The organism is Dokdonella sp., assembly GCF_019634775.1.
GTDB lineage: Bacteria > Pseudomonadota > Gammaproteobacteria > Xanthomonadales > Rhodanobacteraceae > Dokdonella.
In genome coordinates, this window is the sequence record NZ_JAHCAS010000001.1 from 2,405,766 (window position 1) to 2,419,365 (window position 13,600).

The following is a 13,600-nucleotide window of genomic DNA, read 5'->3' on the forward strand; positions in this document are numbered from 1 at the left end:
CGATCCCGTCGACGACTCACGCCTGCATGAAGCCGAGATTGTTGGTGGAGAAGTTCGGCAGGTTCGGGAAGATCGTGTTCAGTTCGGCGTCCGAGGTCACGCCCATCCAGCGGGCCAGGGTAGCGCCCATCTGGTCGACGCTGGTGGAGGGAATCGTCTGTCCGCGCGTGAAGCTGACAGGGCCGTTGAGAGTCTGGTCGGGCCAGGTGCCGTAGAAGCGTCCGCCCTGCACGGCGCCGCCCATGACGAGCTGGATGCCACCCCAGCCATGGTCGGAGCCGTTGCCGTTGGTCGACAACGTGCGGGCGAACTCGCTCATGGTGAACGTGGTGACTTCATTGGTCGCACCGATCGCTTCCAGCGCCTTCCAGAAACCGTTGAGCGCCTGCGAGACGCGCAGCAGCAGGTTCTGGTGGCCGTTGTTGGTGATCAGGTTGTCGTGCAGGTCGAAGCCGCCGTAGCGCACGTAGAAGATCTGGCGCTTGTGCTCGACGCCGGCGCCGATCGTGCGACTCAGCTTGATCATGCGCGCAACCATGCGCAGTTGGTCGCGCAACGAGCTTTGCGTGACGCCGTTGAACGGCGTGTCGAAGAACGCGTTTGCACCTGCCCCGCCAGTGCCAAGCCCGACGTTGAGGGTGTTGTAGAGTTCGCGCGAGCGCTTGAGGATGGACGCGTATTCCTGCTGATACGGCGAGGCGTAGCTGGCGTCGAGCAGCTGGCCCAGGGCGATCTCGCGCTGGGCATTGGCGCCGGTGGCGTTGATGCCTGACAGTGCCGACACCCCGCTGCTCGACATCTGGTACGGGAATGTCTGCACACCCATCTCGAAGCGGTTGGCGCCACCGATCGAAATGCAGGGCGACAGCGCCTGGTAGAGGTTGTCGCCACGCACACGGTCGGCGACGAGGCCGCCCCAGCCGCGGTTGTGTGGTGCGGCACGACCAAGGTGCCAGAAGTTTTCCTGGTCGTTGTGCGAATACAGTTGCGGTGGCCGCAGCGACGCATTGGCGTTGTACTCGGCCTTGGTGATCGGCCGTACCAGGGTGCCGATGTTCGGCAGGAAGGCAAGCCGCCCCTGGTTGTACAAGGTGCGCAACTCGGTCAGGGCCGGGTGCATGAAATAGGTACCGCTGCCGCCGGCATCGGTGATGTTCATGTTGGTGTTGCCCGGGCGGGCGAGGGCGAGGCCGCCGGTGTTGTTGTTTGCGTTGTAGACGCCACTGCGCGAAGCAGCGTAGACGTCGTAGCGGGCCTGGTCATAGGGCACGACCATGTTCCACGAATCGTTGCCGCCGGCGAGGTAGACACATACGAGGGCACGGTAGCCGCCGACGCTGCCCTGGGCAGCGGCCGAGCTGATCAGTTCGAGCTGGGGCAGGAAGGCCGAGGCTCCGCCCGCGCACAGCGTGCACGAGAGCTGACGCAGGAAATTGCGGCGTGAATCGGAATGCTTGCTCATGATCCTGGCCCTCAGCGCTGGACGGCGTATTCGGGCGAAATCGCCACGAGGTAGATGATCGAGCGTGCGCGCTCGGAGGCGCTGACATCGCTGGCCATGAAGGTCACCGCGTTGATCAGCGAGGTGCGCATGCCGGCCGACATGGAACCGTAGAGCATCCGACGGTTGGCCTCGTCTACCATGGCGGTGTAGTTCGTGCCCAGGTTGGTCAGTGGTGTGATGTCGAGCAGTGGCCGCGTGGTCGGCGGGTTGGTCATGCCGATCCAGCTGTTGAAGCCGTAGGTGTACAGGCTGTTTGCGGTCGTGGTGATCGTGCTTTCGTTGAGGATCTGGTACTCGGGCGAGTAGAGCCCGGCATCGGCCACCGCGCCGGGTTGGCTGTAGTCGGGTTCGTAGAAATTGAACACCGAATCGGCACCGAGCGGGCGCTGGCCATAGGTACCGGTCGGGTTGGTCATGCCCATCGGAATGTTGCCGAAGGCATCGGCTGCCGGTGCCTGCGCGCCCCAGGCGCGCCACAACGCGGTCAGCTTGAGCAGCGGCTCGCGCGGTTTGCCGCTGTTCGGGCCCGGGGCGTTGCGCGCTTCCGGGTCGAGCAGGATCTGCATGATGACCGCGCCGAGATCGGCGCGCTCGCCCCAGCCGTTGTTGTTGTATTTCTGCGCGACGCGCTGGATGTAGGCCGGCGAGGGCGTGCTGCTGGTGAAGCGCTGGATCAGCTGGCGCGCCACGAACGGGGCGACATTGTCGTGCAGGGACAGCACGTCGAGCACATAGGAAACTTCGTTCAGGCACTGCTGGCCGGCGGCGATCGGGATCGGCGGGTCGAAGATCTGCTTGGCGGTGACGTCGTGCTCGTTCTGGATGCAGGTCATCGGCAGGTGGTTGTTGGTGCCGTTGCTGATCGTCGTCGCGTTGTTGTAGTTGAAACCGGTGAAGACCTTGGCCAGGTTGGTGATGTCGTTCTGGTTGTAGGTCGGCACGCTCTGGCCGCCGATCAGGATCGGCGAGAAGTCCAGGTTGCGCTCGACCAGGCCGATCGTGAACAACTGCATGACTTCGCGCGCGTAGTTCTCGTCGGGCTGGCGCGTGCCGTCGGCGGAAGCCTTGCGGTTGCGGAAGTGGCTGAGGTACTTGCCCATGGACGGGTTCAGCGTCACGTGCTGCAGAAGGTTGCGGTAGCTGTCGAGGCCGAACGTGCTGAGGATGTCGTAGTAGTGGCTGATCTGGCGCGGCTCGCCGGAGAGCGTGCCGTTCTGATCCGAGATGACGACGATCTGGCTCAACGCGAACGCCATGCGCTGACGCAATTGATCCGGTGCGGTCATCGCCGTGTGGAACCAGCGGTCGAGGCGCTGGTTCTGGCTGACGCTCTGCTGCGGCGTCGCCGCCTGCATCGCCGCATGCACCTGTTCCATGTACGGATGGACCAGGGTCGGTGGCGCGATGAGTTGCTGCTTGATCCAGCGCGAGTAGCCGACTTGGCGCAGATACGCGATCTCGGCGGGGGTCGGCCCGAAGGTCGCCTGGGTCAGGAAACGCGCCGCCTCGGCATCATTGGCCGGCAGGTCGGTCGCGGCCTCGAAGTTGTGGTCGAACAGGCGGTCGTTGAGGAGGCCGTGCGCGGGTTGCACGGAGAGCGTGCTGGCGCAGAGGGCCAGCGGCAAAAGCCATCGCTTGGTCATGACACATATTCCCCGGGAGCCGTGGCGAGCCTAGGCGCGGATCATAGCCATGAAATGTGAACGACGGCGAGATTCTGCGATGTCGTGGAAACCGGGCCGTCGAACCTGCGAAGCGGTTCTCGCTTCCGCGGGACGCTGGCGGGGCGCAGCAGCATCCACGCGCTCGCTTCAGCTCTTGCCGTGGAACAGTTCGCGGCCGATCAGCATGCGGCGGATCTCGTTGGTGCCGGCACCGATTTCGTACAGCTTGGCGTCGCGCAGCAGGCGCCCGGCCGGGTATTCGTTGATGTAGCCGTTGCCGCCGAGGGCCTGGATCGCCTCAAGGGCGACGCGCACGGCGTTTTGCGAGGCGTTGAGCAGGCATGCGGCCGGGTCGATGCGCGATTTCACGCCGGCATCGAAGTCTTCGGCGACCCGGTAGGCGAAGGCGCGCGAGGACTGCAGTGCCGTGTACATGTCGGCGATCTTGGCCTGCATGATGCCGAAGGTGCCGATCGGGGCATTGAACTGCTTGCGTTCGCGCACGTAGGGCAGGGTGAGGTCGAGTGCCGCCTGCATCAGTCCGATCGGACCGCCCGAGAGCACCAGGCGCTCGGTGTCCAGTCCGCTCATCAGCACGCGCACGCCCTCGTTGACCTGGCCGACGATGTTCTCGGCGGGGATCTCGCAGTCCTCGAACACGAGTTCGCAGGTGTTCGAGCCACGCATGCCGAGCTTGTCGAGCTTCTGTGCGGTGCTGAACCCCTTCATGCCCTTCTCGACGATGAAGGCGGTCATGCAACGGCTGCCGGCCGGCTTCGGTGCGGTGCGCATGTAGACCAGCAGCACGTCGGCGTCGGGACCGTTGGTGATCCACATCTTCGAGCCGTTGGCGACCCAGACGTCACCCTTCTGCTCGGCGCGGCAGCTCATGCAGCCGACCACGTCGGACCCGGCACCCGGCTCGCTCATCGCCAGTGCGCCGACCCACTCGCCGCTGCACAGCTTGGGCAGGTATCTGCGCCGCTGGGCGTCGCTGCCGTTGTTGCAGAGGTTCTGCACGCACAGGTTCGAATGTGCGCCATATGACAGGCCGACCGAACCCGAAGCGCGCGAGATTTCCTCCAGTGCGATCACGTGGGCGAGGTAGCCGAGGCCGGCACCGCCGAATTCCTCTGGTACGGTGATGCCGAGCAGGCCGAGGTCACCGAGCTTGCGCCAGAGGTCGGCCGGGAACGCGTTGTCGCGGTCGATCAGGTCGGCGCGAGGTGCGATTTCCTTGTCGGCGAAGGCCTGCACGGCCTCGCGCAGTGCGTCGATGTCCTCGGACAGCTTGAAGGGTCGCATGGCGGTTCTCCGTCAATGGCGGACTTGCGGGAGGCGTCAGTTGCCGCGGCGGCCCTGGAAGCTCGGCGGCGGTACGCCAAGATGGGGCAGGCGCAGGCGGCCGATCGCGGCGATGCGCTCCTCGGCCATGCGGTCGGCGGCCTTGTAGGTCGGGATGTCGTCCCGCCGTGCGATCTCGAAGATGCGCCCGACGTTGTGGTAGATCGTACGCATCATGCGCATCGCGCGCTCGCGGTTGTAGCCGTCGATCTCCAGCGAGATGTTCATCACGCCGCCCGCGTTCACTGCGTAGTCCGGGGCATAGAAAAGGCCACGGCGCTTGACTTCATCGCCGATCGCATCGGAAGCAAGCTGGTTGTTGGCGGCACCGCAGATGACCTTGCACTTCAGGCGGTCGAGCGTCTTCTCGTTGACCGTGCCGCCGAGCGCGCAGGGACTGTAGACGTCGGCGTCGACGTCGTAGATCTCGTCGATACCGACCGCGGTGCAGCCGTGCTCGTCGACAGCGCGGTCGACCAGTTCCCTGTTGATGTCGGTGACGAATACCTTCGCGCCCTGTTCGCGCAACAGCTTGATGAACTCCATGCCGACATGGCCCGCGCCCTGCACAGCGTAGCTGTACTTGCCGACGTCCTCATCGCCGAAGCGCGCGTTGAGCGCGGCCATCAGACCCTGCAGGGTGCCGAAGGCGGTGAACGGCGAGGGGTCACCGGAGCCGCCGTGGACCTGGTGCACGCCGGTGACGAACGAGGTCTCGCGGAACACCCATTCCATGTCGTTGACGTCGATGCCGACGTCCTCGGCGGTGATGTAGCGGCCATTGAGCGATTCGACGAAGCGGCCGAAGGCGCGAAACAGGGCCTCGGACTTGTCCTTCGCCGGGTCGCCGATGATGACTGCCTTGCCGCCGCCGAGGTTGAGGCCGGCGACCGCATTCTTGTAGGTCATGCCGCGGGACAGGCGCAGCACGTCGTCGAGTGCATCCTGCTCGCTCTTGTACGGCCACATGCGCAGGCCACCGAGCGAAGGGCCGAGCACGGTGTTGTGGATCGCGATGATCGCCTTGAGGCCTGCATCCTTGTTGTGGCAGTACACGACCTGTTCGTGGCCGGTCGTGGCAAGCGTCTCGAAAAGCATGAACGGACTCCGCGGAAGGGATGGACGGGCGCCTGGCCGTGGAGGGAATTCGCGATTGGCCGGCGCTTGGGGGCGCGTAGTCTAAACGAAGTCCGCTGTGGTGCTCGCGGCCGGCGCCGTGATGGGAGGCAGGTGTGGCCGGTCGTACGGTGACCCTGGGGATGCTGATCAATCCCGCAATGGCGTCATGACATCCGCAAGGTTCGCAGCGGGGTGGGCGTGGCGAAGTGCAGGCTGGATGCCTGGGCGAGCCGCGCACGCCGCCCTGCGGGCCTTGCGCATCTCACCCCGTCATTGGGAATCAAAAGCTTGCGGCCGTCCAGTGCGCGCGCAGCTTGGCCTTGCGCCGACTCGACAGACGGCCAGTCCGCCTTCGTCGTCGCGCCTTGATCTGCGCCGGCACAGGCTGGTGACGCCGTTGTGGGATAGATCAAGTACATCCCTAGCCGCGGTCCAGCGTGCTGCGCGCCAGCAACCCTCTGGCCACCATCGCGTACTCGCGCCGGCGCAGCAGCAGGCGCCACTGGTTGCCACCGACCTGGCGCCACAGCACCGCGGCGCGCACCGCGGCGAGGAGCAGGGCGCGGATCTGTTCGACCCGACGCGCATCGCCGAGATGCAGCGGGTTGCCATGGACGATGATGCGCGGGGTGATCTGCGACAGGGTTTCGCCGTACAGGCCGGCGAGTCGGGCCTGCACCGTTGCGTGAGCGAGACCGAGGTGGTCGACTTGGCGCTGGATCGCCTTGATGCCGTCGCCGAGCTGCCTGAGCATGGCACCACGGCGTGCGAGCTTGCGTTCCAGGCGCAGCACGCCGATCGCCAGTTGGGCGACGCCGGTGTCGGCCGGTTGGCTGTCGAGGTTGGCGAGCAGCACCTCGAGGCCATGCCGCACGCCTTCGAGCCCACCGAAGACGTCGGCGGCGCTGTCGCTGTCGATGCGGAAGATGCTGGCGATGCTGGCTTCGACGACTGCGGCATCGGCACGCCCCTGGGTGGCCAGTTCGCGCACCTGCGAGCAGGCCTGGAACACGCCGGCGAGAGCGATTACGCGTGCTTCACGCATGGCCTTACTTCCATCCTCCGAGGGGCGCGTCGCTGCATTCGATGACTCCGCCGCCGAGGCAGGCGTCCCCATCATAGAACACCACCGACTGGCCCGGCGTCACCGCGCGTTGCGGCTCGTCGAACGCGACGTGCAGCGTGTCGCCCACGACCGCGACCCGGCAGGCCTGGTCGGGCTGGCGGTAGCGTGTCTTGGCCGTGCATGCGAATTCGGTGGCGGGTGGTCCGCCATCGATCCAGGTTGCCGAACGCGCGAGCAGGTGTCGCGACAGCAGCCATTCGTTTGCATTGCCCTGCACGGCGTAGAGGATGTTGCGGGCGACGTCCTTGCCGACCACGTACCAAGGTTCGCCGCTCGAGTCGCTGCGCCCACCGATGCCGAGTCCGCCACGCTGGCCGAGCGTGTAGTACCAGACGCCGGCGTGCTCACCGACCACCTGGCCATCGGGCGTGCGGATCTCGCCGCGGCGGGCCGGAATGTAGTGGCCCAGGAACTCGCGCAGGTCGCGCTCGCCGATGAAGCAGATGCCGGTCGAGTCCTTCTTGGCGTGGGTCGGCAGCCCTGCATCGAGAGCGAGCCGGCGCACCTCGGATTTCTCCAACTCGCCGATCGGGAACAGGGTGGCAGCCAGCGCCTCCTGGCCGAGTGCGTGCAGGAAATAGCTCTGGTCCTTGCCGGCGTCGCGTCCGCGCAGCAGGCGCCAGCGGCCGTCGACGCTATCGATGCGTGCGTAGTGGCCGGTGGCGATGCGTTCGGCGCCGAGCGCGCGCGCGTGCTCGAGGAAGGTCTTGAACTTGATCTCGCGGTTGCACAGCACGTCCGGGTTGGGTGTGCGTCCGGCACGGTACTCGGCGAGGAAGTGGCTGAAGACCTGGTCCCAGTACTCGGCGGCGAAGTTGCGCATATGGATTGGCATGCCGAGGCGTGCACACACGGCCACGGCATCCTTGCGGTCCTGCTCGGCACGGCAGGGCCCGAGGCGTTCGTCCTCCTCCCAGTTCTGCATGAACATCCCGGCCGGTTGCTCGCCGGCCCGCACCAGCAGCAGCGCGGCGACCGAGGAATCGACCCCACCGGACATGCCGACGACGATCTTGCGGGGTGGGTTCATCGTGGCGGGTCCAGCATTCCGGCGATCAGTGACAAGGGACGATGTGCGAGGGCAATGGCAGTGTGGGAGCGCAGCCGGTGCGCAATTGCATTTCCGCGAGGCCTGAACCGCGCACGGGCCGCACTCCTACAGCAACCGCACCGCATCCAAAGGCAGCCGCCTCCCCGACAGCCAGTCATCGATGCTGTCGAGCACGAGCGGGCTGCGCAGGCGGGCCTGCTCGGCGGCGAGTTCGGCGCGGCTCATCCACAGCGCGCGCACGATGCCCTGGTCGAGCGTACGCCTTTCGTCGTGGACGAGCGGGCGTGCTGCGAAGTTGAGCCGCACGAAATGGCTGCCCGTGCGTGGGCTGGTCCACTGCTGCACGCCGAGCAGGTGTTCGAGCTCTACCGTCCAGCCGGTTTCCTCGAGCGTCTCGCGCAGCGCCGCGGCCTGCAGGCTCTCGCCGGGCTCGAGGTGGCCGGCCGGCTGGTTCAGCACGAGCTGGCCGCGCGCACGCTCCTCGACCATCAGGAAGCGGCCGTCGCGCGCGACCACGGTAGCGACGGTGACGTGCGGGAACCAGGAGCGATCGTCGTCGCGGCCGGTGCTCTCTGCGGCAAGGGGAGTGCTCATGTGGCGCGCAGTCTACAGGATGGGTCGCGGCATCCGGCTTGAACCGGCGGCACCGCACCCTATACTGGCCGCAGCATCCTGTTCATCCGCGCGAGCGCATGTCTCCGACGCCCGACCACGAACACAGCCACGGTACCGCCATCGAGGTCGCTCCACCCCAGGTGGCGAAGCCGCCGATGTACCAGGTGGTGATCCTCAATGACGATTTCACGCCCATGGATTTCGTCGTCGTCGTGCTGGAGACGTTCTTTTCGATGGATCGTGAGCGCGCCACCCAGGTCATGCTCCACGTGCACACCCGCGGCAAGGGCGTATGTGGGCTGTACACGCGCGAGGTCGCCGAGACCAAGGTCACCCAGGTCAACGAGTTCTCGCGCAGCCACCAGCATCCGCTCCTGTGCACCATGGAAAAGGCCTGAGCGCTCCCCATATCCGTCGCAGCATTCACGTCCAGAGAGGCATCCGGGATGTTCAGCAAGGATCTCGAGCTCACCATCGGCCAGTGCTACAAGGAGGCGCGTGAGCAGCGCCACGAGTTCATGACGGTGGAGCACCTGCTGCTGGCGCTGCTGGAAAATCCATCGGCGATCGCGGTGCTGCGCGCCTGCAACGTCGATCTCGACCGGCTCGGCCGCGATCTGCGCTCGATCATCGTCGAGACGGTGCCCGTGTTGCCGCACGGCGACGAGCGCGACACCCAGCCGACGCTCGGCTTCCAGCGCGTGCTGCAGCGTGCCGTCTATCACGTGCAGTCCTCGGGCAGGAAGGAGGTGTCCGGCGCCAATGTGCTCGTCGCGATCTTCGGTGAAAAGGATTCGCACGCGGTCTATTTCCTCGCCCAGCAGGACGTGAACCGCCTCGACGTGGTCAACTACATCTCGCATGGCGTGGCCAAGCTCGGCCACGAACAGGGTCAGTCACAGACCTCCGGCACCGAGGGGCAGCGCGAGGGCGAGGGTGGCGAGGAGCCGAAGGGCAATCCGCTGACCGAGTACGCCAACAACCTCAACGAGCTTGCTCGTGAAGGCAAGATCGACCCACTGATCGGTCGGGCCGAGGAGATCGAGCGCACGATCCAGGTGCTGTGCCGGCGGCGCAAGAACAATCCGCTGTATGTCGGCGAGGCCGGCGTCGGCAAGACCGCGCTCGCCGAGGGCCTGGCCAAGCGCATCGTCGAGGGTGACGTGCCCGAGGTGCTTAAGGACGCGACGATCTACGCGCTCGACCTCGGTGCACTGGTGGCTGGCACCAAGTACCGCGGCGATTTCGAGAAGCGCCTCAAGGCCGTCATCGGGCAACTGAAGAAGGAACCCGGCGCGATTCTGTTCATCGACGAGATCCACACCATCATCGGTGCCGGTTCGGCCTCGGGTGGCACGATGGACGCATCCAACCTGATCAAGCCGATGCTCGCCTCGGGCGAAATGCGCTGCATCGGTTCGACCACGTTCCAGGAATACCGCGGCGTGTTCGAGAAGGACCGTGCATTGGCACGGCGCTTCCAGAAGATCGACGTGGTCGAGCCCTCGGTCGCCGACAGTATCGAGATCCTCAAAGGATTGAAGTCGCGATTCGAGGAGCATCACCACGTCGAGTACACCGGCGAGGCGCTGAAGGCTGCCGTGGATCTTTCGGTCAAGCACATCGCCGATCGCCTGCTTCCCGACAAGGCCATCGATGTCATCGACGAAGCCGGCGCGCGCCAACGCTTGCTGCCGGAGAACCAGCGCAGCGGTACGGTCGATGTTGCCGAGATCGAGTACATCGTCGCGCGCATGGCGCGCATCCCGCCGAAGCAGGTGTCCGCGTCCGACCGCGACGTGCTGCGCAATCTCGACCGCAACCTGAAGATGGTCGTGTTCGGCCAGGACGCGGCGATCGATGCATTGGCCAGCGCGATCAAGATGGCGCGATCTGGACTCGGCAACCCGAACAAGCCGATCGGCAATTTCCTGTTTGCCGGCCCGACCGGCGTCGGCAAGACCGAGGTCACGCGCCAACTCGCCCTGCAGCTTGGCGTCGAGCTGGTGCGCTTCGACATGTCCGAGTACATGGAGGCGCATTCGGTATCGCGCCTGATCGGCGCGCCGCCGGGCTATGTCGGCTTTGACCAGGGCGGCCTGCTGACCGAGCAGATCGTCAAGCATCCGCATTGCGTGCTCCTGCTCGACGAGATCGAGAAGGCGCATCCGGACGTCTACAACGTGCTGCTGCAGATCATGGACCGCGGCGTGTTGACTGACACCAATGGCCGCGAGGCGAACTTCCGCAACGTCATCCTGGTGATGACGACCAATGCGGGTGCCCAGGTCGCGGCGCGGCGCACGATCGGTTTCGTCGAACAGGATCATGCCACCGACGCGATGGAGACGATCCGCAAGACCTTCACGCCGGAATTCCGCAATCGTCTCGATGCGGTCGTGCAGTTCGGTGCACTCGACTTCGAGCACATCCTGCGCGTGGTCGACAAGTTCCTGATCGAGCTCGAACTGCAACTGCAGGAAAAGCACGTCAGTCTCGATGTCGACGCCGCCGCGCGTCGCTGGCTGGCCGAGCATGGCTTCGACCCGACCATGGGCGCACGGCCGATGGCGCGCGTGATCCAGGACCACATCAAGCGCGCGCTGGCGGACGAACTGCTGTTCGGCAAGCTCGCCGACGGCGGCAAGGTGCACCTGTCGTTGCGGGATGACACGCTGGCGGTGGACTGCGAACAGGCCGAGAAGATGCCGGTTCCGGTGGATTGAGCGGATTTCCTCGTTGCAGGAGCCCCTTCAGGGGCGATGCTCCTTCTTTGGAGGTTGTTCAGAAGGAGCATCGCCCCTGAAGGGGCTCCTGCACGGCAATGCCGCCGGCCGCGAACGGGTTTGCCCCGGTGTTTCGACGGTGGGGGCCGCCCACCATGCGCTCCACGCCCGATCGTGTAGAATGCGCCCCCTTTCGCCCCGCGGCAGCCCAACCCAAGCCGGGAAAAATGTCCAAAGACGACGTCATCGAAATGGAAGGTGCGGTCCTCGAGACCTTGCCCAACACCATGTTCCGCGTGAAGCTTGAGAACGGCCACGTGGTCACCGCCCATATCTCCGGGCGCATGCGCAAGAACTACATCCGCATCCTGACCGGCGACAAGGTCAAGGTCGAGATGACGCCATACGACCTGACCAAGGGTCGCATCACCTACCGCATGAAGTAGGCGCGGGCGCCGCCGGCGCCCCTTTGGCATGACACTCCGCGAGGCTGCGCGCCTCGCCGACGACGAAACCTTCCTCCCACGAACCCTCGCGCTCCGATCGGGCGACGAGCGCCTCGATGTGCGTGCTGAACGCCGCGCGTGGCAGCTCGTATGCGCCGAGCGTGACGAGGTGGTCCGAACTGACCTGCGCGTCCAGCAGCGGAAAGCCGGCACGGGCGAGGCCGTCGGCCAGCGCGAGCAGGGCGACCTTCGAGGCATGGTCGCGTCGGCTGAACATCGATTCGCCGAAGAACATGCGTCCGCGTGCGACGCCGTAGATGCCGCCGACGAGTTCGCCGCCGTCCCAGACCTCGACTGAATGCGCATGTCCAAGCCCGTGCAGGCGCACATAGGCCTCGAGCATCGAGTGCGTGATCCAGGTACCGCGCTGGCCGGCGCGTGGCGCCGCGCAGGCGCGCATGACTGATTCGAAAGCACGATCGGCCGAGATCGTCCACGGACAAGCGCGCAACCAGCGGCGCAGGCGTCGCGGCAGGTGCATCGCGCCGGTGTCGAACACCATGCGCGGATCCGGTGACCACCAGAGGATCGGTCCGCCAGGTGAGAACCACGGAAAGATGCCGCGCGCATACGCGTCGAGCAGGCGTGGCACGGACAGGTCGCCACCGGCAGCGAGCAGGCCGTTCGGTTCCGCGAGCGCCTGGTCGACCGGCGGGAAGGGCGTGTCGCCGGCGAGGATCGGGATCATGCGGCCTCGTCCCGCCCGGCATACGGAGAATGTGCGAGCAGATCGTCATGGTAGCGTTCGAGCGCAACCGCTTCGCGCCGCAGCGCGTCGGCGATTGCGGCACGGAAACGCGGGTCGGCGATGAAATGGAACGAGCGTGTGCGTACCGGCAGGAAGCCGCGCGCGATCTTGTGCTCGCCCTGTGCGCCCGGCTCGAAGCGGGCAAGGCCATGGCGCAGGCAGTAGTCGATGCCTTGGTAGTAGCAGGCTTCGAAGTGCAGGCCGGGCACGTGTTCGCTCGCGCCCCAGTAGCGGCCGTACAGCGTGTCATGGCCGCGCAGGCACAGCGCCATCGCGACCAGCGCGCCGCCGCGCCGACACAGGATCGCCACGACCTGGCGTGGCATTGCCACACCGAGATGACGGAAGAATGCCGAAGTCAGCGCCGCATGGTTGCCGTGCGCATCGAAGGTTGCCAGGTAAAGCCGGTGCAGCGCGCGCCAGTCGGCATCGTCGAGTTCGTCGCCATGGCGGACCTCGCAGGTGATGCCGGCGCGCGCCACCTGGGCGCGTTCGTGGCGGATGTTCTTGCGCTTCTTCGCGGTCAGCGCCCCGAGGAAGGCCTCGAAATCCGGCCAGCCACGGTTGTGCCAGTGGAACTGCCAGTCGAAGCGGGGCAGCCAGTCGAGGTCGTCGAGGATGGCGGTATCGATGTCGTCCACGAAGTTCACATGCGCCGACGACAAACCAAGGCGCTCGACCTCCTGCGTGATCGCCCCCACCAGCGCAGCGCATCGCCCCTGCACACCATCCCCGGCACCCGCCAGCAAGCGCGGCCCGGTCACCGGCGAGTACGGCACCGCACCGAGCAGCTTCGGGTAGTAGTCGAGCCCATGCCGCGCATACGCTCCGGCCCACGACCGGTCGAACACAAACTCACCATGCGAATTGCCCTTGAGATAGAGCGGCGCGGCTGCGACGAGCGTGTCGCCTTCGTACAGGCCAAGGTGATGCGCCTGCCAGCCGGCGTGGCGGTCGATGCAACCGGTCTGCTCGAGCCCGGCGAGGAAGGCGTGCGCGGTGAACGGATTCGCATGCGCACCGAGCGCATCCCACGCCGCCGCGGAGATCTCGTCGAGCCGCTCGTGGAAGCGCGCATTCATCGTGATCCCGGATCGCCCGTGAACGGGCTCCTGCATGAAACGCGATCTCCCGTAGGAGCCCCTTCAGGGGCGATGCTTCCACGTTCTCGCAACATCCGTTGCCCGTGAATGCGCT

General features: G+C 66.0%; 12 protein-coding genes. 3 read left to right on the forward strand and 9 right to left on the reverse strand.

Going from position 1 to position 13,600, the window contains the following annotated elements; translation table 11 throughout:
• Window positions 1-16: 16 nt before the first annotated feature.
• The 7 genes from KF907_RS10375 to KF907_RS10405 all read right to left on the reverse strand — a co-directional run bounded on the left by KF907_RS10375 (window position 17) and on the right by KF907_RS10405 (window position 8,402).
• Window positions 17-1,462, reverse strand: a complete 1,446-nt coding sequence (locus tag KF907_RS10375) for a DUF1501 domain-containing protein (RefSeq protein ID WP_291220061.1) — start codon at window positions 1,460-1,462, stop codon at window positions 17-19.
• 11 nt (window positions 1,463-1,473) lie between these two features.
• Window positions 1,474-3,147 carry a DUF1800 domain-containing protein gene (locus KF907_RS10380; RefSeq protein WP_291220062.1) on the reverse strand — a complete coding sequence of 558 codons (1,674 nt, stop codon included), beginning with the start codon at window positions 3,145-3,147 and terminating at the stop codon, window positions 1,474-1,476.
• A 168-nt stretch (window positions 3,148-3,315) separates the two neighbouring features.
• Window positions 3,316-4,473, reverse strand: a complete 1,158-nt coding sequence (locus KF907_RS10385; protein ID WP_291220063.1) for an isovaleryl-CoA dehydrogenase — start codon at window positions 4,471-4,473, stop codon at window positions 3,316-3,318.
• Between the two features lie 36 nt (window positions 4,474-4,509).
• Window positions 4,510-5,610, reverse strand: coding sequence for a Glu/Leu/Phe/Val dehydrogenase dimerization domain-containing protein (locus KF907_RS10390; RefSeq protein WP_291220064.1), 1,101 nt, complete (start codon window positions 5,608-5,610; stop codon window positions 4,510-4,512).
• 442 nt (window positions 5,611-6,052) lie between these two features.
• Entirely contained in the window at window positions 6,053-6,676 is a 624-nt protein-coding gene (gene hflD, locus KF907_RS10395) for a high frequency lysogenization protein HflD (RefSeq protein WP_291220065.1), read from the reverse strand.
• A gap of 4 nt (window positions 6,677-6,680) precedes the next feature.
• Window positions 6,681-7,787 (reverse strand): tRNA 2-thiouridine(34) synthase MnmA, encoded by a 1,107-nt coding sequence (gene mnmA / locus KF907_RS10400; protein ID WP_291220066.1) that lies wholly within the window; start codon window positions 7,785-7,787, stop codon window positions 6,681-6,683.
• A 126-nt stretch (window positions 7,788-7,913) separates the two neighbouring features.
• On the reverse strand, window positions 7,914-8,402 hold the full coding sequence (locus KF907_RS10405; protein ID WP_291220067.1) for an NUDIX hydrolase: 489 nt from the start codon (window positions 8,400-8,402) through the stop codon (window positions 7,914-7,916).
• Window positions 8,403-8,500: 98 nt separating this feature from the next.
• Between KF907_RS10405 and clpS the strand changes: the two genes are divergently transcribed.
• The 3 genes from clpS (at window position 8,501) to infA (ending at window position 11,595) form a co-directional block, all read left to right on the forward strand.
• Complete coding sequence (clpS, locus tag KF907_RS10410) at window positions 8,501-8,821, forward strand: ATP-dependent Clp protease adapter ClpS (RefSeq protein WP_291220068.1); 321 nt, start codon at window positions 8,501-8,503, stop codon at window positions 8,819-8,821.
• A gap of 48 nt (window positions 8,822-8,869) precedes the next feature.
• Complete coding sequence (gene clpA / locus KF907_RS10415; RefSeq protein ID WP_291220069.1) at window positions 8,870-11,149, forward strand: ATP-dependent Clp protease ATP-binding subunit ClpA; 2,280 nt, start codon at window positions 8,870-8,872, stop codon at window positions 11,147-11,149.
• A gap of 227 nt (window positions 11,150-11,376) precedes the next feature.
• Window positions 11,377-11,595, forward strand: a complete 219-nt coding sequence (infA, locus tag KF907_RS10420; RefSeq protein WP_092409181.1) for a translation initiation factor IF-1 — start codon at window positions 11,377-11,379, stop codon at window positions 11,593-11,595.
• Here the strand turns inward: infA and aat are convergent.
• On the reverse strand, window positions 11,576-12,343 hold the full coding sequence (aat, locus tag KF907_RS10425) for a leucyl/phenylalanyl-tRNA--protein transferase (RefSeq protein ID WP_291220070.1): 768 nt from the start codon (window positions 12,341-12,343) through the stop codon (window positions 11,576-11,578). The genes infA and aat overlap by 20 nt on opposite strands.
• The gene (locus tag KF907_RS10430) at window positions 12,340-13,485 is read right to left on the reverse strand and encodes a GNAT family N-acetyltransferase (RefSeq protein ID WP_291220071.1); all 1,146 of its coding nucleotides are present in this window, start codon (window positions 13,483-13,485) and stop codon (window positions 12,340-12,342) included. Before KF907_RS10430 ends, aat begins: the two co-directional genes overlap by 4 nt.
• Window positions 13,486-13,600: the final 115 nt, after the last annotated feature.